The organism is Serratia sp. C2(1), assembly GCF_036352655.1.
Classification (GTDB): Bacteria; Pseudomonadota; Gammaproteobacteria; order Enterobacterales; family Enterobacteriaceae; genus Serratia; species Serratia inhibens.
In genome coordinates, this window is the sequence record NZ_JAZFBA010000002.1 from 19,841 (window position 1) to 37,582 (window position 17,742).

Here is a 17,742-nt window from a genome sequence, read left to right on the forward strand (position 1 = left end):
GAGTCGCTCATAAGATGTTGGGCACTACTGACAAATTGTGAGTGGATAAATACACTAATTCGAGGTTATAAAATGAAAACCGGAGAAAAAATGCACGACGAGTGGGAGTTTCTGCTCGAGGAATATTTCTTTACTAAGCAACTTCGTTCTGCAACGGAATGGAGTTATAGGAAAGTAGCCTTAACGTTTACGCGTTTTATGGGGGGAACAATTACTCCAGCCATGGTGACGCAAAGGGATGTGTTGCTTTGGCGCCGTCATCTGCTAAAGGAGAGACATCTTTCGGTACATACCTGGAATAATAAGGTGGCTCACCTGCGGGCAATATTTAACCTGGGTATCAAAAAATCTTTGGTTCAACATACTGAGAACCCTTTTAATGGAACGGTCGTACGGTCTGACACTAAGAAAAAACGAATACTGACGAAGTCTCAATTGACCCGCCTTTACCTCGTGATGCAGCAGTATGAACAGAGGGAGAAAGAGAGAAAACCAGTGAAAGGTGGAAAGTGCGCACTCTATCCGACCTGGTTCTGGATGACGGTATTGGACACATTTCGATATACCGGTATGCGTAACAATCAGATGGTCCATATCAGACTGAGAGATGTGAACCTTGAGCAAGGCTGGATCGAGCTTCGGCTTGAAGGCAGCAAAACACATCGAGAGTGGAAAGTGCCTCTGGTTCGTCAATTAAGAGAGCGAATAAAGCTGCTCATTATGCGCGCAACAGAGCGCGGTGCTAGCCAGCATGACCTGCTTTTTGACGTCAAACGATTCACCAGCTCACGTCATGTTCATTACATCTATGACGAGAAAAATGTTCTGCAGTCGTTCCGTAGCTTTTATCGCCGCTTGTCCAGGGAAAGTGGCTTCGATATTTCCTCTCACCGTTTTCGTCACACGCTTGCCACGGAGCTGATGAAATCCCCGGACAGAAATCTAAAACTGGTGAAGGATCTACTGGGCCACCGTAACGTAAGCACAACTATGGAATATATCGAATTGGATATGGAAGTAGCGGGGAAAGCACTTGAACAGGAGCTTGTTTTACATACGGATATCACTGCGACGAGAAGCTTACAAAGCTTGACACAGGCATAACTTGCTGTGAATATCACCAGTGATCGAGAAAAGGACGCCTATGCGTGAACACAGGCATCCTTCTTGAGGAATTCAACTTACAACGTCGTAGTGGTAAAGGGTTGCTTAACCACCTATTTGACAAGTCGATTCCGTATTAACCACCCGTTAAAGTTCTCATCCTTTAACCAGTGTGCATTGATGCAGAATTAGTGGTGCCCGGACTCGGAATCGAACCAAGGACACGGGGATTTTCAATCCCCTGCTCTACCGACTGAGCTATCCGGGCAACGCGCAGCATTAAACCGTATTGGCCGGGGGCCGTCAACGGCTTTATGCGTGAAATACCTGAAAAAGCATTCGGTTGCTGACTTTTCAGGCAAGGCGCGCAAAAGTACGCCCGTTTTGGTTGCGAAAGTGCTTCGGCAGCCGAGCCTTATGCCGTTCAATCAGCCTAAAGCGCCGTTTCTGCGGCACTGCGCCACCTGCAAGATATCTTCCGCCAGCCGTTTGGCGACGGATACATCCTGGAGTTGGCGTTTTACCAGCAGTTTGCTCAGGCAACCTTCCTGAATCAGTTCCATTTGCTGCGCCACCATATCGGCGTCGTCGGCGTCCATTTGGCGCAACAGGTCGCGGGTCAGCTCCAGCGATGTCAGCTTTTGCTGCTCCGCCAATTGATGTATCGGGTGATCCGTTTCCGGGAAGAAGCTGCAGGCAGCGATAAACAGGCAACCGGGATAACGATCGTGCTGGACGTATTCGGCCAAAATGTCATAGCGCGCCAGCAGTTTTTGCTGCGGGCTCAGGGTTTCATCCAGCAGCAGTTGGCGGCGCCAGGTGTCGATTTGCTGGCCGTGGTAACGCAGGCTGTCATACAGCAGCGCTTCGCGATCCGGCCAAAACCGTTTGAGATCGCTGGGCTGCACCTCGAGTTTGTCCGCCAGCATTTCCAGCGTGGTGGTCGCCAGGCCCTGTTGTTCCAACAGCCCCAGTGCCGTATCAAGAACGTGTTCACGTTGCACTTGTGCTCCCTCCAAATTCAGTTCTGATCCACAGTGTCGTTTACTGCACCACTTTCTGCAAATGCGCGCCAAACGTCGGCGCATCCATAAATCCGGTTACCCGTTGGGCCGTCAGCTCTTGCCCGGCGCCGTTAAAGAACAGAATGGTCGGCAATCCGAGCACCTGCAGGTGCTTGAGCAGCGCCACGTGTTCGGCATTGTTGGCGGTGACGTCTGCCTGTAGTAATACCACGTTAGCCAGCTTAGCCTGAACCGCCGCGTCGCTGAAAGTATATTTCTCGAACTCCTTGCAAGCGACGCACCAGTCGGCGTACAGATCCAGCATCACCGGCTTGCCTTGTGCCTGCTGCAGTGCCAGGTTGAGTTGTTCGACGTTATTAATCCGCGCGAAGTTCAGGTGCGGCACCGCAGCTTGCTGTGCATTGTCGGTGCCAAAGGCCCAATCCTGCAGCGGCCTGGCGGCGATCACCGCCGCCGCCAGCAGCAACATTTGCAATACGCGCGCCCAACTGCGTGAAGTTTTCAGGCTCAGGACTAACGCCCAACCGAAGAACGTCAGGCCGAGCAGGCTCCACATCCGCAGCCCCCACAGGTCGCCGAGCACCCGTTCCAACAAGAATACCGGCAGCGCCAGGATCACAAAGCCGAAGGCTTCTTTTACATACTGCATCCACGGCCCGCTGCGGGGCAGCAGGCGATTGCCGAACAGGGTTACCAGCACCAGCGGGATGCCCATTCCCAACGCGTAGAGATATAAAGTGCCGCCGCCGGCCCACATATTGCCGCTCTGGGCGATGTAAAGCAGGATGGCGCTCAGCGGCGCGGTGGTGCAGGGAGAGCAAATTAACCCGGCCAGCGCGCCCATCAGGAACACGCCGGGCAGCGAGCCGCCCTTTTGGGTGTTGCTCCAGCCCGCCAGCCGCGTTTGCAACGAAGAAGGCAGTTGCAGCGAATACAGGCCAAACATCGACAGCGCCAGCGCGATAAACAGCACCGACAGGCCGATCAGCACGTACGGATGCTGTAATGCCGCCTGGAACTGCAACCCGGCGGCCGCGACGACCAGGCCGAGCAGGGTATAGGTTAGTGCCATGCCCTGTACGTAAACCACCGCCAGCGCCAGAATGCGCCCGCTACTGTGCGGTTTTTCGCGGCCCAGAATGATGCCCGAAATCAGCGGGTACATCGGCAGCACGCAGGGAGTGAAGGCAATGCCAATACCGATCAACAAGGCCCAAAGCGGCGAAAACGGCAGGTTGGCTGGCACGGGTTCCGCTGGCACGTCAACAGGCGGCGCTGCGGCGGCGCTCACCGCATCCAGTGGGATCACTCGCGTTTCAGGCGGATAACAGAAACCGGCTTCCGCGCAGCCCTGATAGGTTACGCTCAGGCTGGCGCCGTTGGCCGCCTGTTGCAGTGGAATTTTCAGCGCGAGCTGTTGCTTGAAAATAGCGACTTCACCGAAGAACTCATCCTTATGGCTCAGTCCTTCGGGCAATTCAAAGGTGCCTAGCGTTGCCTGCTGCGGCACCAGCTTGATCTGTTGACGATAGAGGTAGTAACCGGGGCGGATTTGCCAGCTCAGGGCCAGTTGGTGATCCTGTTGCTTAAAGTCAAAGGCGAATGCCTGATCGACAGGCACGAACTGGCTGCCGCCGCTTTGGCCGAATAAGGATGCCTGAGCCACTTGCGGCAAAAAAAACAGGCTGCAGAGCAGGAATATTACTTTAATGAGGCGTTGATCCATAACAGGTAGTCTTTATCTCCAGCCATCACCGGCAGCACCAACAGCTCGGGCGTTTGATACGGGTGATGTTGTTTCAGGGTGTCGAGCAGGGCGTCTTGATGGTGGCGGTCGCTTTTGAACAACATCTGCACTTCGTATTCCTGTTCCAGTTTCCCTTCCCAGTAATAGAGCGATGTCACGCCGGGCAGCAATGTGGCGCAGGCTGCCAGCTTTTCCCCCAAAACCCGGGCAGCCAGGTCTTGTGCGGTGGCCTCATCGGGCGCAGTGCAGAGTATGACGACAGCTTCGCAATCAGACATTTTCGGCCCTCTCATCCAGATTATCAGTGGGCACTATACCTTGAAGGCGAGTTGGCTAGAAGGCGAGTTTATCGCCAACGGGGGGACGAAAGGGGAAACCGGGGCCGCAGCCCCGGTAAAAACATTACAACAGCACGCTGCCCAGCAGGAAGCCGAACAGCACCGCCAATACTACCCCGATGGTGCCGGGGATAAAGAACGGGTGGTTAAACACGAAACGCCCGATGCGCGTGGTGCCGGTATCGTCCATCTGCACCGCCGCGACCAGCGTTGGGTAAGTGGGCAGAATAAACAGGCCGGAAACGGCGGCGAAGGACGCGATGGCGGTCAGCGGCGAGACGTTCAACGCCAGCGCCATAGGCATCAGCGCCTTGGCGGTGGCGGCCTGCGAGTACAACAGCGCCGAACAGAAGAAGAAAATCACCGCCAGCAGCCATGGGTGAGATTGGATCACCGCACCTGCGGTTTCTTTGATCCAGTCAATGTTGGCCTGCACGAAGGTATCGCCCAACCAGGCCACGCCCAGAATACAGATACAGGCGCTCATACCGGCTTTAAAGGTGCTGGAGTTGAGCACCATATCGGTGTCGACCCGGCACAGCAGCGTGGTCAGGGTAGCGACGCTCAGCATGATGATCAAAATGGCATTGGTGGTGTTCATCAGGGGTTTTGCCACCAGCCCGAGGCCCGGGCTGTTGATGATGGCATAGGCCACCACGCAGACCACCCCCAGCAGGAACAGCAGCACCGAGGCTTTGGCGCGTGGTTTAATGTCTATCGCCTTGTTGCCGCGCAGGGTGATCAGGCCTTCTTCCAGGCGTTTCAGGTAAACCGGATCGTTAGACAGTTTGGAATCGAACAGCCAGGACACCAGCAACGACATCAGCAGCACGGCGCAGAAGGTCGAAGGCATCACCACCATCAGCATATGCAGATAGCTGACGCCGTGGCCTTCCATCACCGAAGACATGTACACCACGGCGGCGGAGATCGGGGAGGCGGTAATGGCAATTTGCGCCGCCACTACGGCGGTGGACAGCGGTCGGCAAGGCTTGATGCCCTGTTCTTTCGCCACTTCGGCGATGACCGGTAGCGCAGAGAGCGAGATATTGCCGGTGCCGGCGAAGATGGTCAGGAAATAGGTGACGATCGGCGCCAGAATAGTGATGTGCTTGGGGTTCTTGCGCAGCAGCTTTTCGGTTTGCTGGACCAGATAATCCATCCCGCCGGCCACCTGCATGGCCGAGATCGCGGCAATCACCGCCATGATGATGGAAATAACGTCGAAAGGAATGCTGCCCGGCTTAACGCCAATCAGCGCGAGGACCAAAACCCCCAACCCGCCTGCAAACCCGATACCGATACCGCCCAATCTGGCCCCTAAAAAAATGGCCAGCAGAACGATAACCAATTCTACGGCTAACATAGTGTCTACTCCTTAAAATGAGATGTCCCCGTCATCCTTGAAGCCGCATCTGCGTTGGCTGCCAGTGCTCACCCCAGTCACTTACTTGAGTAAGCTCCTGGGGATTCACCCTCTTGCCGCCTTGATGCAGCTCCAATTATTTTGGGTGTAAATTGAAAATAAAAAGTTAAAAATTTGTGGGCGACAGAAAGTAAAAAGGCACGCTATCCAGAGGATTTAGCGTGCCTTTTAGGGCTACCGGGTGTGTCTGTTATTGTTCATTTTCATCCGTATAGCGTTTGGCTTTATAGGCCGGGTGCATCAGGTTCTCCACGGAGAAGATGTCATCCAGCTCGGCTTCGGTCAGCAGGCCGCGTTCCAGCACCACTTCGCGTACGCTTTTACCGGTTTCGGCGCAGATCTTCCCGACGATGTCACCGTTGTGGTGGCCAATGAACGGGTTCAGATAGGTGACGATACCGATAGAGTTGAACACGTAGTGCTCGCACACTTCTTTATTCGCGGTAATGCCGTTAATGCATTTTTCCAGCAGGTTATAGCAGGCGTTGGTCAGGATCTGGATTGACTCGAACATCGCCTGACCAATCACCGGCTCCATGACGTTCAACTGCAGCTGGCCCGCTTCGGCGGCCATGGTAACGCAAGTATCGTTGCCAATCACCTTGAAACACACCTGATTGACCACTTCCGGTATCACCGGGTTCACCTTGGCCGGCATGATGGAGGAGCCCGCCTGCAATTCCGGCAGGTTGATTTCGTTCAGGCCGGCGCGCGGGCCTGAGGATAACAGGCGCAAGTCGTTGCAAATCTTGGACAGTTTTACCGCCAGACGTTTCAACGCGCTGTGTACCATCACATAGGCGCCGCAGTCGGAGGTGGCTTCAATCAGGTCTTCGGCCGGCACTACCGGCAGGTTGCTGACTTCCGCCAGTTTTTGCACCGCCAGGTGCTGGTAGCCTTCCGGCGTGTTCAGCGCAGTACCAATCGCCGTAGCACCCAGATTCACTTCCAGCAGCAGTTCTGCCGTGCGATGCAGGTTACGGGTTTCTTCTTTCAGCAGCACGCTGAACGCGTGGAATTCCTGACCCAGGGTCATAGGTACGGCATCCTGCAACTGGGTGCGCCCCATTTTCAGAATGGTTTCGAACTCTTTCGCTTTACGATCAAAACCTTCACGCAACTGGTTGATAGCGTCGATCAGTTTCTGGTTGGAGGCGTATACCGCGATGCGGAAACCGGTAGGATAGGCGTCGTTGGTGGACTGGCATTTATTCAGGTGATCGTTAGGGTTCAGATATTGATATTCGCCTTTCTGATGGCCCATCAGTTCCAGACCGATATTCGCCAGCACTTCGTTGGTGTTCATGTTCAGCGAGGTACCTGCGCCGCCCTGGAACACGTCGACCGGGAACTGGTCCATGCATTTGCCTTTATCCAACACTTCGTCACAGGCCTGGATGATGATATCGGCGATTTTGCGCGGAATGGTTTTTAGCTCTTTATTTGCCAGCGCTGCGGCTTTTTTTACCATCACCATGCCACGGACAAACTCGGGCACATCGCTGATTTTGCTGTTGCTGATATAGAAGTTTTCAATCGCACGCAGGGTATGAACACCGTAATAGGCTTCTGCGGGGACTTCACGTGTTCCTAACAGGTCTTCTTCGATACGAATGTTGTTTGACATGAGAACCTTCTTTAGTTGCTGCCGAAGTTATTATTTGTCTGATAACCAAATCATGTTGCCGAAGGCTTCAGGCGCGAAACGATTAACCACAGCGCCCATAGCAGCCCAGATCATATGCTGGTTAGTAATAAATGACGGAATCCAGATCACCTTCTGAGCCTTCTGGAATCACGCTTTTCCCGTTCTGTGATCTCATTCACGTTTGTTAACTTTAGCAATAAAAAAAGGCCTTTGGTTGAAATGGCGGCGGGATGACCCCATTGTAATCATGTCGGCCGTTTACCGGCCCCCTTTTTCGCGTTGCCGCCACCCTGCGGGAACGCGCCGCGACTATAGGAGAACCAGGTGCGCTGGTTACCGTTACTGCTGATATTTCTGTTGGCTTACATCGAAATATCTCTCTTTATCAAGGTCGCCGCCGTATTGGGCGTGGCGATAACCCTGTTGCTGGTGGTGTTCACTTCCTGCGTCGGTATCTCGTTGGTGCGCAACCAGGGCATGAAAACCTTCGTGCAAATGCAACAGAAACTGGCCGCAGGTGAAAGCCCGGCTGCGGAAATGGTGAAAAGCGTATCACTGGTGCTGGCGGGCTTCTTGCTGTTGGTGCCGGGGTTCTTCACCGATTTCCTTGGCCTGTTGCTGCTGCTGCCGCCGGTGCAGAAATCGCTGACGCTGAAACTGATGCCACACCTTTCGGTGTACCGTCCCGGCGGTTGGAGCCAGGGCGGCGATGCCGCCAACGGCAACACCTTCGATGGCGAGTTTCAACGTAAGGACGACGATCGTTATACGTTGGGAAATCAGCCGGATGATCATGACCGGCGTAACGATCGTTAAAAAACGCGGCTCCGGCCGCGTTTTTCACATTTGCCCCTCTGGATTGCCCTCAAAAGCGAAAATTTTTTTGGCCGGGCCCTTGAAGGGGGATGGAATGCCCCCATTTCAAATCCCACGAGGCCGGTAATAACAATCCGGTGACAACCCTAAGTCTGATAGAAACCTTCTTACAGGAGAGCGTTCAATGAGTATTCGTCCATTGCATGACCGCGTTATCGTCAAGCGCAAAGAAGTTGAATCAAAATCTGCTGGCGGCATCGTTCTGACTGGCTCTGCAGCGGGTAAATCTACTCGTGGTGAAGTTGTGGCAGTGGGTAAAGGGCGTGTTCTGGAAAGCGGCAACATCCAACCGCTGGATGTGAAAGTTGGCGATATCGTGATTTTCAACGACGGCTACGGCGTGAAAGCAGAGAAGATCGACAATGAAGAAGTGTTGATCATGTCCGAAAGCGACATTCTGGCAATTGTTGAAGCGTAATTACGCTTTATCTTTCTGAACTGAACGAAACGAGTTGAAGGGAAATACCAATGGCAGCTAAAGACGTAAAATTCGGCAATGACGCTCGCGTGAAAATGCTCCGCGGCGTGAATGTTCTCGCTGATGCAGTAAAAGTGACCCTGGGCCCGAAAGGCCGTAACGTAGTGCTGGATAAATCCTTCGGCGCTCCAACCATCACTAAAGATGGCGTATCCGTTGCCCGTGAAATCGAACTGGAAGACAAGTTTGAAAACATGGGTGCGCAGATGGTGAAAGAAGTGGCTTCCAAAGCGAACGACGCTGCGGGCGACGGCACCACCACTGCAACCGTACTGGCTCAATCCATCATCACCGAAGGCCTGAAAGCAGTAGCCGCCGGCATGAACCCGATGGATCTGAAGCGCGGTATCGACAAGGCTGTTATCGCAGCCGTTGAAGAGCTTAAAAAACTGTCCGTACCTTGCTCTGACTCCAAAGCTATCGCTCAGGTAGGCACCATCTCTGCAAACTCCGACGAAACCGTGGGTAAACTGATTGCAGAAGCCATGGAGAAAGTGGGCAAAGAAGGCGTTATCACCGTTGAAGAAGGCACTGGCCTGCAAGACGAACTGGACGTCGTTGAAGGTATGCAGTTCGACCGCGGTTACCTGTCTCCTTACTTCATCAACAAGCCGGAAACCGGTTCTATCGAGCTGGAAAGCCCGTTCATCCTGCTGGCTGACAAGAAAATCTCCAACATCCGTGAAATGCTGCCAGTACTGGAAGCCGTGGCGAAAGCCGGCAAGCCACTGCTGATCATCGCTGAAGATGTTGAAGGCGAAGCTCTGGCTACCCTGGTAGTCAACACCATGCGCGGCATCGTGAAAGTGGCTGCGGTTAAAGCACCTGGTTTCGGCGACCGTCGTAAAGCCATGCTGCAGGATATCGCTACCCTGACTGGCGGTACCGTGATCTCTGAAGAGATCGGTCTGGAGCTGGAAAAAGCGACTCTGGAAGACCTGGGTACGGCTAAACGTATCGTTATCAACAAAGACACCACTATCATCATCGATGGCAATGGTGAAGAACCTGCGATCCAGGGCCGTGTGTCCCAGATTCGTCAGCAGATCGAAGAAGCAACTTCTGATTACGACCGCGAAAAACTGCAAGAGCGCGTAGCTAAACTGGCTGGCGGCGTTGCGGTAATCAAAGTCGGTGCTGCTACCGAAGTTGAAATGAAAGAGAAGAAAGCTCGCGTTGAAGATGCCCTGCACGCAACCCGTGCTGCGGTAGAAGAAGGCGTAGTTGCTGGTGGTGGTGTTGCGCTGATTCGCGCAGCGTCCAAACTGAGCGATCTGCGTGGCGTGAACGAAGATCAGAACGTGGGTATCAAAGTTGCGCTGCGCGCAATGGAATCACCACTGCGTCAAATCGTTCTGAACTGCGGCGAAGAGCCATCTGTTGTTGCCAACACCGTGAAAGCGGGCGAAGGTAACTACGGTTACAACGCAGCGACCGAAGAATACGGCGACATGATCGCGATGGGTATCCTGGATCCAACCAAAGTAACCCGTTCTGCTCTGCAGTACGCGGCTTCTGTGGCTGGCCTGATGATCACCACCGAATGCATGGTGACCGACCTGCCGAAAAGCGATGCGCCTGATTTAGGCGGCGCTGGCGGTATGGGCGGCATGGGTGGTATGGGCGGCATGATGTAATCATCCCCCACACTGTCTGTGTGCTGAGAACCCCGGTCAATTGGCCGGGGTTTTTTTATTCTGTGCTCTTTGCCGCACTGTATTTGATGATATTTTTGCAGCCCGGGGTGATTTAGCTGGTAAACTGATATTTCATCAGCTGTCGCTCAAGGCGTTGACCCGGTACCCGTGGCAACGGATGCTTAAGAGATAGCAACGCTTTCTGATAAGCTTGTGCAGAATTCTCAATATCATATGGGGAACAAGATGCGGATTAAAGCCTTACTGGGTCTTTCGGCAGCTATGCTGCTGGCAGGTTGCAGCAGCACCAACGAACTGTCCGCCGCAGGCCAGCAGGTTAAATTTACCGACACCAAGCCGGCGGCTGAATGCCAGCTGGTGGGCGAAGTGACCGGCACCCAGAGCAATTGGTTGTCCGGTAACGGCGGCGAAGGCAGCTCTATGCGCGGCGCGGCAAACGATCTGCGTAACAAGGCAGCGGCGATGGGTGGCAATGTTATCTATGGCGCCACCAGCCCGACGCAGAACCTGCTTTCAAGCTTTGCTCCGCTGGACAGCAAAATGATTGGCCAGGTTTACAAGTGCCCGTAACGCAGTAATGAGCAGGGTATAACATAAAAAAGAGGCATGCCCAGGCATGCCTCTTTTTGTTTCTGGAACGGGCGGTCGATCAGCTTTGCATCAGATGCAAATCGAGGGGGGTTTTGCTTGGTTTGCCGCCGACCTCTCGCGTCAGACGCGGCACCATGTAGCCTGAAACCTTGCTCAGCAGCGCCTGCATAATAGTACGCGCTTCGTCGTCGCTGACCATAAAGTGCGCCGCGCCCTGAACCTTATCCAGTACGTGGATGTAATAGGGCAGAATGCCGGCGTCAAACAGCGCGTTGCTCAGCGTCGCCAGCGTGTCGGCGTTGTCATTGATACCGCGCAGCAGCACGCTCTGGTTCAGCAACGTAACGCCTGCCAGACGCAGTTGCGCCATCGCCATCTGCAATTCACGGTCAATTTCATTGGCGTGGTTGATGTGCGTCACCATCAGCACCTGCAGGCGCGAAGCGGACAGCCGACGGCACAGCTCCGGCGTAATGCGCGCGGGGATCACTACCGGCAGGCGGGTGTGGATGCGCAGGCGTTTCAGGTGCGCAATGGCTTCCAACTCGCCGATCAGCCAGTCGAGTTCGCTGTCTTTCGCCATCAGCGGATCGCCGCCGGAGAAAATAATCTCATCCAGTTCCGGGTGTTGGCGGATATAATCGAGCGCCTGACGCCAGTTGGCCTTGTTGCCCTGGTTATCCTGATACGGAAAATGGCGGCGGAAGCAGTAGCGGCAGTTGACCGCACAGCCACCCTTGACCAGCAGCAGAGCGCGATTACGGTATTTATGCAGCAGACCTGGCACCACGCTGCGCTGTTCGTCCAGCGGATCGGTAGTGAAGCCGGGCGCATTGATGAATTCTTCGCTGGCGGTCAGCACCTGGCGCAGCAGCGGGTCGTTGGCATCGCCGGGGCGCATACGCGCTGCGAAGGCGCGAGGGACGCGTAGCGCGAACAATCGACGGGCCTCGCGGCCTTGCGGCAGGTCCGGATGCGTATTCAGTGATAAAAGCTGCAGTAATTCATCAGGATCGGTAATAACATCGGCGAGTTGATGCAACCAATCTTCTCTATATGCCGTATTTTGGGTTATAATGTGTGCCATTTTTTTGGCTAAGCTACCAGTTTAAATATTCAGAGGGGCCATCATGGCGACTTATTCTAGCAACGATTTCCGTCCGGGTCTTAAAATCATGTTCGAAGGCGAGCCTTATGCCATCGAATCCAGCGAGTTCGTTAAACCGGGCAAAGGCCAGGCGTTTGCGCGCGTTAAAATGCGCCGTCTGCTGACCGGCAGCCGCGTAGAAAAAACCTTTAAATCTACCGACTCTTGCGAAGGCGCAGACGTTGTAGATACCAACATGAACTACCTGTACAACGACGGTGAGTTCTACCACTTCATGCACCCTGAGACTTTCGAGCAACACGGTGTTGAAGAAAAAACCGTTTCTGACGCGGCAAAATGGCTGCAAGATAATGCGGAATGTATCGTCACGCTGTGGGATGGCCGCCCAATCGCCGTTCAGCCACCGAACTTTATCGAAGCAGAAATCACTGATACCGATCCTGGTCTGAAAGGCGATACTGCCGGTACCGGCGGCAAGCCTGCGACCCTGAGCACTGGCGCCGTGGTAAAAGTGCCATTGTTCGTACAGATTGGCGAAGTTGTCCGTGTTGATACCCGCTCTGGCGAATACGTTTCACGCGTAAAATAAGTTTCCAAACAAAGGAGCCCTGAGTGGCTCCTTTGCTTTATCCCCTTGCGCATATCGTTGGCAGACTCAGCATGATGAAAAAAACTCTGTTGGCCGTGATCTCCCTGTTGTTACTTGCGTCCCTTAGCGGTTGTAATACTTTCCGCGGTTTCGGTGAGGATGTTCAGCACCTCGGCGGCGCTATTTCGCGGACGGCCAGTTAGAAAACATTAATTTCAATAATGTAATTGTGCAAAATAAACGCGTTTTAAACAGCAACTCTCGTTAATATTTACTAAACTTAGAAAGCCGTACTTTTTCATCACTGACAAATAAGGACTTTCATATGCTGAAGAAAAGTATTATCGCGATTTTCTCTTTGATGATCCTGACCTCATTGACCGCATGCAACACCACCAAAGGCGTAGGTAAAGACGTGCAGGCCGGCGGGGAAGCCATCCAGCGCAGTGCAGAATAACCTGCTTTTTTTGTGGTATTCCACGTAAACAGCCCCACCGTGGGATACCGCTTCACCCCTAAAGCTTGGCAAACCCCTCCTTTGTGTGCTGCTATCCTGCCCAGCGGCAGGTATAATTCCCAGGCATTTTTCACAAAGCTAAACGGGACGACCTGTTTACGCATCAGCTTCCGGGGACGACCCCATCGTAACGGAGCCTGTTCATGGCTTGGATTATTCTGCTTATTGCCGGTTTGCTCGAAGTGGTATGGGCTATCGGCCTGAAATACACCCAGGGTTTTACCCGCCTGACGCCCAGCATTATCACTGTCGCCGCCATGGTGGTCAGCATGCTGTTGTTGGCGCATGCCATGAAAACGCTGCCTGCCGGCACGGCTTATGCTGTCTGGACCGGCATCGGCGCGGTAGGGGCGGCGATTATGGGAATGGTGCTGCTTGGCGAATCGACCAATATCGCGCGTATTCTCAGCCTGTGCCTGATTGTTGTCGGCATACTTGGGCTGAAATTCAGCAGTCACTGAGTCGTGGCTTGTTGCACCCAGATTAGTTTATCGGTAGCAAACCCGTAACTCTTGGCGGTTTGCACCAGCCTGTCGCGCGAGGTGGCGTCCAATGTTGGCGTGCGCGACAGGATCCATAAATAATCTCGGTTAGGACCGCAGACCAGCGCGTAACGATATTCCGCATCCAGTTCGATCACGTTATAGCCGCCATAAAAGGGGCCGAAGAACGAAACCTTCAGAGCAGCTACCTGCGGTGAACCTATAAAATAGGCTTTGCCTTCGCTTTCTTGCCATTGCTGTTTTTGCACATTAAAGCCGCGGTTGATCACCTTCAGGCCACCGTCAGCCCGTGGACTGTAGTTGGCGGTTACCTGTTGCAGGCCACGCTCAAAGCGGTGATCGAGACGGGCGATTTCATACCAGGTGCCCAGATAGCCTTTGCTATTGAAGGGGGTCACTACCTTGACGTCTTTGGGGGGCGTGACGCTGCAAGCGACGGAAAGAAGGGCGGAAAAAATCACGCAAAGCTTTGACCATAAACGCATTGGTTACTCCTGTATTACCGGGCTCAGATAAACAGTGTAGCCGAAAGCGAAGGTTGGCGGCCAACGGGGGCTGGCCGCCAAGGGGCTTACAGAGTGACTACCCCAATCAGAGTCACCACGCTGAGGATGGCCGCCAGGCCATAGAACACCCATTTACCGGCCGGCACGTGAATTTTCAAATCGTGCATCGCATGGTGGATGCGGTGCAAACCGCACCACAGCGGCAGGATAATCATCAGCAGCAAGAACAGGCGGCCGATCAGGCTTTGGCAAAATGCCAGCACGCGGTCATAGCCCAGCGCGTCGCCGGGGAACAGGCCCAGCGGCAGCAGAATGCCGACCAGCAGCACGATGGCGGGCGCGACAATGGCTCCCCACATGCCGCCTGCACCGAATAGCCCCCAGAAAACCGGTTCGTCGGAGCGTTTAGGTGTTTGATTTATCATATTTCCTCCGGGTTACACCAAGGCTACGGCCAGAATGATCGCGCTGGCGATCAGCGTCACCGCCCACAGTGCTTTCACTATCGGCCCAGGCCCCATTTTCTCGTTGTTGACCACGATATTGGCGGCTTTGGGCGCCAGATCGAACCAGGTTTTGGTATGCAGCAGCGCCGCCAGCAGGGCGATAACGTTAATCAGCAGCACCAGCGGGTTTTGCAGAAAACCGACGAACCCGGCCCAGCTATCAGCCCCGCCTTTCAGTGCAAAAACGCCGTAAATCAGCACGATACTGAACCACACCGCCGGTACAGAGGTGCTTTCACGCAGCATATAGAAGCGGTAGAAACCGAGCTTTTGCCACCAGGTCGGCGTCATGGTGCGCACATAAGGCTTACGTTGTGTTGTCATTGCGGTTTTCTCCCTTATTGCGGCTTCAGCATGGCGATCATGAAGTCTTTGGCGCTTTCCACCTTGCCCTGCTGGATGGCAGCGGCCGGGTCGACGTGCTTTGGACACACTTCAGAGCAGTACCCGACGAAGGTACAGCTCCAGACGCCGTTCTGACCGTTGAGTTGCGCCATACGCTGCTTCTGGCCGTGATCGCGGTTATCCAGGTTATAACGGTGCGCCAGGGTGATCGCCGCCGGGCCGATAAATTCCGGGTTCAGACCGAACTGCGGACAGGCGGCATAGCACAGACCGCAATTGATGCAGCCGGAAAACTGGTGGTATTTGGCCATTTGCGCCGGGGTCTGCAGGTTAGGGCCATCTTCCGGCTTGCGGTTGTTGCCGATGATATAGGGCTTAATCGCCTCCAGACTTTCGATAAAGTGGGTCATATCGACCACCAAATCGCGCTCGATCGGGAAGTTGCCCAGTGCTTCCACCTTCATGCCGCCGGTGTATTCGCGCAGGAAGGTTTTGCAGGCCAGTTTCGGCACCCGATTAACCATCATGCCGCACGAACCGCAGATCGCCATACGGCATGACCAGCGGTAGGAAAGGTCGGGCGCCAGGTTATCCTTGATGTAGCCCAACGCATCGAGCAGCGAGGTTTGCTCGTCATAAGGCACCGCAAAAGTCTCGAAATGCGGCGCGGCGTCGCGTTCCGGGTTATAGCGCATGACCTCGATTTTCAGGGTGTTCATCTCAGCCATTTGCCTGCTCCTTGTCCTTTTTATCCTGCGCTTCGGCTTCAGCGCCGTACACACGTTTGGCCGGTGGCAGTTTGGTGATCTTCACGTCGCTGTATTCCAGCCGCGGTGCGCCTTTCGGGTTATGGAAAGTCAGCGTATGTTTCAGGAAATTGACGTCGTCGCGTTCGGTACAGCCTTCGTCCAGGCGTTGGTGTGCGCCACGCGATTCTTTGCGGTTGAAGGCGGAGTGCGCCATGCATTCCGCCACGTCCAGTCCGTAGCCCAGTTCGATGGTGTACAAAAGATCGGTATTGAACACGCTGGATCTGTCGGTGATTTTGACGCGCTTGAAGCGCTCTTTCAGCTCTGCCAGCTTATCGATGGTCTTTTGCATCAGCTCCGGCGTGCGGTAGATGCCGCAGCCTTCTTCCATCGACAGGCCCATTTCATCGCGGATTTTTGACCAGTTTTCGTTGCCTTCCTGCTTCATCAGGTTGCTCAACCTGGCTTCGATATCACGGCCTTGAGCATCCAGCGCGCTCCCATTGGCCGGGCTGCTTTCCAGCGCGCGACGGGCGGCGTTCTCCCCGGCTACGCGGCCGAACACTACCAGTTCCGCCAGCGAGTTAGAGCCGAGGCGGTTGGCGCCGTGCAGACCGACGGAAGAGCATTCGCCGACGGCGAACAGCCCTTTAATGCGGGTTTCACAGTTCTGATCGGTTTCAATGCCGCCCATGGTGTAGTGCGCGGTCGGGCGCACCGGGATCGGCTCTTTCACCGGATCGACGCCAACGTAAGCCTTCGCCAGCTCACAGATGAACGGCAGGCGTTCCAGCAGTTTCTTTTCTCCCAGGTGACGCAGATCCAGATAGACCACGTCGCCGCGCGGGGTGGGGATGGTACGTCCGGCGCGCCATTCGTGCCAGAAGGCCTGCGAAACCTTGTCGCGCGGACCGAGTTCCATATATTTGTTTTTCGGTTCGCCCAGCGGCGTTTCCGGACCCATGCCGTAATCTTGCAGATAACGATAGCCGTCCTTGTTCACCAGAATGCCGCCTTCGCCACGGCAACCTTCGGTCATCAGGATACCGGAGCCCGGCAGGCCGGTGGGGTGATACTGGACGAACTCCATATCACGCAGCGGAATGCCGTGGTGGAACGCCATGCCCATGCCATCACCGGTGACGATGCCGCCGTTGGTGTTGTAGCGGTATACGCGCCCGGCACCGCCGGTAGCCATGACCACCGCATTGGCGCGGATCTGCACGCGGGTGCCTTCCATCATGTTCATCGCCACCAGGCCACGGACCTGACCGTCATCCACCAGAATGTCCAGCACGAAGTGTTCGTCGAAACGCTGGATTTGCGGATATTTGAGCGAGGTCTGGAACAGGGTGTGCAGCATATGGAAGCCGGTTTTGTCGGCGGCGAACCAGGTACGTTCAATCTTCATGCCGCCAAAGCGGCGCACGTTGACCGATCCGTCCGGTTTACGGCTCCACGGGCAGCCCCATTGTTCAAGCTGAGCCATCTCACGCGGGCAGTTGTGGACGAAATGATCGACCACGTCCTGCTCGCACAACCAGTCGCCACCGGCAACGGTGTCGTGGAAATGGTAATCGAAGCTATCATGATCCTGAGTGACGGCGGCGGAGCCCCCTTCGGCGGCCACCGTATGGCTGCGCATCGGATAGACTTTGGAAATCAGGGCGATTTTCAGTTGAGGGTTGGCTTCCGTTGCGGCTATTGCTGCACGTAAACCAGCCCCCCCGGCCCCAATAATGGCAAGATCGGCGTTAAAGGTTTGCACTGCATTCCTCCAATATTCTTGTTAAGAACGGCAAATTAAATATCTATGCTTAATATTTATAAAAACGCTTCGGACACTAACTAATTGAACCGATTGGTATTGCATAAAGACTGAGGGTAGATATCTCCCACCAATTATGTGGAATTAACTATACCTAAAGTTAAGTAGAAGAAATTTGATGTGATCGATTGTTTTGTCTTTTAGCTATTGGCTGGAAGAATGAGTGCCTTCAAGGGATATTTAACGTTTATTCACCTTTT

The 17,742-nt window shown here is 54.4% G+C and carries 20 protein-coding genes and 1 tRNA gene; 9 read left to right on the plus strand and 12 right to left on the minus strand.

What is annotated here, in order from left to right; genetic code table 11:
• Positions 1-72: 72 nt before the first annotated feature.
• Positions 73-1,104 carry a tyrosine-type recombinase/integrase gene (locus V2S86_RS15595; protein ID WP_330763231.1) on the plus strand — a complete coding sequence of 344 codons (1,032 nt, stop codon included), beginning with the start codon at positions 73-75 and terminating at the stop codon, positions 1,102-1,104.
• A gap of 192 nt (positions 1,105-1,296) precedes the next feature.
• Here V2S86_RS15595 and V2S86_RS15600 read toward each other — a convergent pair.
• The 6 genes from V2S86_RS15600 to aspA form a co-directional block, all read right to left on the minus strand.
• Positions 1,297-1,372 (minus strand) — tRNA-Phe (locus V2S86_RS15600).
• A gap of 160 nt (positions 1,373-1,532) precedes the next feature.
• Entirely contained in the window at positions 1,533-2,108 is a 576-nt protein-coding gene (dicD, locus tag V2S86_RS15605) for a division control transcriptional repressor DicD (RefSeq protein WP_006322075.1), read from the minus strand.
• A gap of 40 nt (positions 2,109-2,148) precedes the next feature.
• Positions 2,149-3,855 carry a protein-disulfide reductase DsbD gene (locus V2S86_RS15610; RefSeq protein WP_330763232.1) on the minus strand — a complete coding sequence of 569 codons (1,707 nt, stop codon included), beginning with the start codon at positions 3,853-3,855 and terminating at the stop codon, positions 2,149-2,151.
• Entirely contained in the window at positions 3,831-4,154 is a 324-nt protein-coding gene (cutA, locus tag V2S86_RS15615) for a divalent cation tolerance protein CutA (protein WP_330763233.1), read from the minus strand. The genes V2S86_RS15610 and cutA overlap by 25 nt, the downstream gene beginning before the upstream one ends.
• 124 nt (positions 4,155-4,278) lie before the next feature.
• Positions 4,279-5,580 (minus strand): anaerobic C4-dicarboxylate transporter, encoded by a 1,302-nt coding sequence (locus tag V2S86_RS15620; protein WP_330763234.1) that lies wholly within the window; start codon positions 5,578-5,580, stop codon positions 4,279-4,281.
• Between the two features lie 250 nt (positions 5,581-5,830).
• On the minus strand, positions 5,831-7,267 hold the full coding sequence (gene aspA, locus V2S86_RS15625) for an aspartate ammonia-lyase (RefSeq protein ID WP_330763235.1): 1,437 nt from the start codon (positions 7,265-7,267) through the stop codon (positions 5,831-5,833).
• A gap of 345 nt (positions 7,268-7,612) precedes the next feature.
• On the opposite strand from aspA, the gene V2S86_RS15630 reads away from it, so the two are divergent.
• The 4 genes from V2S86_RS15630 (at position 7,613) to V2S86_RS15645 (ending at position 10,870) form a co-directional block, all read left to right on the plus strand.
• Entirely contained in the window at positions 7,613-8,104 is a 492-nt protein-coding gene (locus V2S86_RS15630; RefSeq protein ID WP_330763236.1) for an FxsA family protein, read from the plus strand.
• Positions 8,105-8,288: 184 nt separating this feature from the next.
• Complete coding sequence (locus V2S86_RS15635) at positions 8,289-8,582, plus strand: co-chaperone GroES (protein WP_004952634.1); 294 nt, start codon at positions 8,289-8,291, stop codon at positions 8,580-8,582.
• 50 nt (positions 8,583-8,632) lie between these two features.
• Positions 8,633-10,279, plus strand: a complete 1,647-nt coding sequence (gene groL / locus V2S86_RS15640; RefSeq protein WP_004952637.1) for a chaperonin GroEL — start codon at positions 8,633-8,635, stop codon at positions 10,277-10,279.
• Between the two features lie 246 nt (positions 10,280-10,525).
• On the plus strand, positions 10,526-10,870 hold the full coding sequence (locus V2S86_RS15645) for a DUF4156 domain-containing protein (RefSeq protein WP_006322050.1): 345 nt from the start codon (positions 10,526-10,528) through the stop codon (positions 10,868-10,870).
• Positions 10,871-10,949: 79 nt separating this feature from the next.
• Here the strand turns inward: V2S86_RS15645 and epmB are convergent, their stop codons facing one another.
• Entirely contained in the window at positions 10,950-11,978 is a 1,029-nt protein-coding gene (epmB, locus tag V2S86_RS15650; protein ID WP_330763237.1) for an EF-P beta-lysylation protein EpmB, read from the minus strand.
• Positions 11,979-12,021: 43 nt separating this feature from the next.
• Here epmB and efp point away from each other — a divergent pair, with 43 nt between their 5' ends.
• From efp to sugE, 4 genes are all read left to right on the plus strand, one after another.
• Positions 12,022-12,588: an elongation factor P gene (efp, locus tag V2S86_RS15655; RefSeq protein WP_004952647.1), complete on the plus strand. Its 567-nt coding sequence runs from the start codon at positions 12,022-12,024 to the stop codon at positions 12,586-12,588.
• Positions 12,589-12,659: 71 nt separating this feature from the next.
• Positions 12,660-12,791 (plus strand): entericidin A/B family lipoprotein, encoded by a 132-nt coding sequence (locus tag V2S86_RS15660; RefSeq protein ID WP_061800517.1) that lies wholly within the window; start codon positions 12,660-12,662, stop codon positions 12,789-12,791.
• A 122-nt stretch (positions 12,792-12,913) separates the two neighbouring features.
• Positions 12,914-13,045, plus strand: a complete 132-nt coding sequence (locus V2S86_RS15665) for an entericidin A/B family lipoprotein (RefSeq protein WP_006323187.1) — start codon at positions 12,914-12,916, stop codon at positions 13,043-13,045.
• A 203-nt stretch (positions 13,046-13,248) separates the two neighbouring features.
• Entirely contained in the window at positions 13,249-13,566 is a 318-nt protein-coding gene (gene sugE / locus V2S86_RS15670) for a quaternary ammonium compound efflux SMR transporter SugE (protein ID WP_006322027.1), read from the plus strand.
• Here sugE and blc read toward each other — a convergent pair.
• The 5 genes from blc to frdA all read right to left on the minus strand — a co-directional run bounded on the left by blc (position 13,560) and on the right by frdA (position 17,482).
• Complete coding sequence (blc, locus tag V2S86_RS15675; protein WP_004952656.1) at positions 13,560-14,093, minus strand: outer membrane lipoprotein Blc; 534 nt, start codon at positions 14,091-14,093, stop codon at positions 13,560-13,562. The genes sugE and blc overlap by 7 nt on opposite strands.
• Before the next feature lie 86 nt (positions 14,094-14,179).
• On the minus strand, positions 14,180-14,539 hold the full coding sequence (frdD, locus tag V2S86_RS15680; protein WP_004952659.1) for a fumarate reductase subunit FrdD: 360 nt from the start codon (positions 14,537-14,539) through the stop codon (positions 14,180-14,182).
• Positions 14,540-14,551: 12 nt separating this feature from the next.
• Positions 14,552-14,944 carry a fumarate reductase subunit FrdC gene (frdC, locus tag V2S86_RS15685; protein WP_330763238.1) on the minus strand — a complete coding sequence of 131 codons (393 nt, stop codon included), beginning with the start codon at positions 14,942-14,944 and terminating at the stop codon, positions 14,552-14,554.
• A gap of 14 nt (positions 14,945-14,958) precedes the next feature.
• Positions 14,959-15,693, minus strand: a complete 735-nt coding sequence (locus tag V2S86_RS15690; protein WP_330763239.1) for a succinate dehydrogenase/fumarate reductase iron-sulfur subunit — start codon at positions 15,691-15,693, stop codon at positions 14,959-14,961.
• A complete protein-coding gene (gene frdA, locus V2S86_RS15695; RefSeq protein WP_330763240.1) occupies positions 15,686-17,482 on the minus strand; it encodes a fumarate reductase (quinol) flavoprotein subunit in 1,797 nt (598 codons plus the stop codon). The genes V2S86_RS15690 and frdA overlap by 8 nt, the downstream gene beginning before the upstream one ends.
• Positions 17,483-17,742 lie beyond the last annotated feature (260 nt).

Coding starts and splice junctions, on each gene's coding strand:
- V2S86_RS15665 (WP_006323187.1), top strand. CDS start 12,914: ATGCTGAAGAAAAGTATTATCGCGATTTTCTCTTTGATGATCCTGACC.
- V2S86_RS15610 (WP_330763232.1), bottom strand. CDS start 3,855: ATGGATCAACGCCTCATTAAAGTAATATTCCTGCTCTGCAGCCTGTTT.
- efp (WP_004952647.1), top strand. CDS start 12,022: ATGGCGACTTATTCTAGCAACGATTTCCGTCCGGGTCTTAAAATCATG.
- epmB (WP_330763237.1), bottom strand. CDS start 11,978: ATGGCACACATTATAACCCAAAATACGGCATATAGAGAAGATTGGTTG.
- aspA (WP_330763235.1), bottom strand. CDS start 7,267: ATGTCAAACAACATTCGTATCGAAGAAGACCTGTTAGGAACACGTGAA.
- frdC (WP_330763238.1), bottom strand. CDS start 14,944: ATGACAACACAACGTAAGCCTTATGTGCGCACCATGACGCCGACCTGG.
- V2S86_RS15645 (WP_006322050.1), top strand. CDS start 10,526: ATGCGGATTAAAGCCTTACTGGGTCTTTCGGCAGCTATGCTGCTGGCA.
- cutA (WP_330763233.1), bottom strand. CDS start 4,154: ATGTCTGATTGCGAAGCTGTCGTCATACTCTGCACTGCGCCCGATGAG.
- V2S86_RS15660 (WP_061800517.1), top strand. CDS start 12,660: ATGATGAAAAAAACTCTGTTGGCCGTGATCTCCCTGTTGTTACTTGCG.
- frdD (WP_004952659.1), bottom strand. CDS start 14,539: ATGATAAATCAAACACCTAAACGCTCCGACGAACCGGTTTTCTGGGGG.
- groL (WP_004952637.1), top strand. CDS start 8,633: ATGGCAGCTAAAGACGTAAAATTCGGCAATGACGCTCGCGTGAAAATG.
- V2S86_RS15690 (WP_330763239.1), bottom strand. CDS start 15,693: ATGGCTGAGATGAACACCCTGAAAATCGAGGTCATGCGCTATAACCCG.
- blc (WP_004952656.1), bottom strand. CDS start 14,093: ATGCGTTTATGGTCAAAGCTTTGCGTGATTTTTTCCGCCCTTCTTTCC.
- V2S86_RS15620 (WP_330763234.1), bottom strand. CDS start 5,580: ATGTTAGCCGTAGAATTGGTTATCGTTCTGCTGGCCATTTTTTTAGGG.
- V2S86_RS15595 (WP_330763231.1), top strand. CDS start 73: ATGAAAACCGGAGAAAAAATGCACGACGAGTGGGAGTTTCTGCTCGAG.
- V2S86_RS15635 (WP_004952634.1), top strand. CDS start 8,289: ATGAGTATTCGTCCATTGCATGACCGCGTTATCGTCAAGCGCAAAGAA.
- sugE (WP_006322027.1), top strand. CDS start 13,249: ATGGCTTGGATTATTCTGCTTATTGCCGGTTTGCTCGAAGTGGTATGG.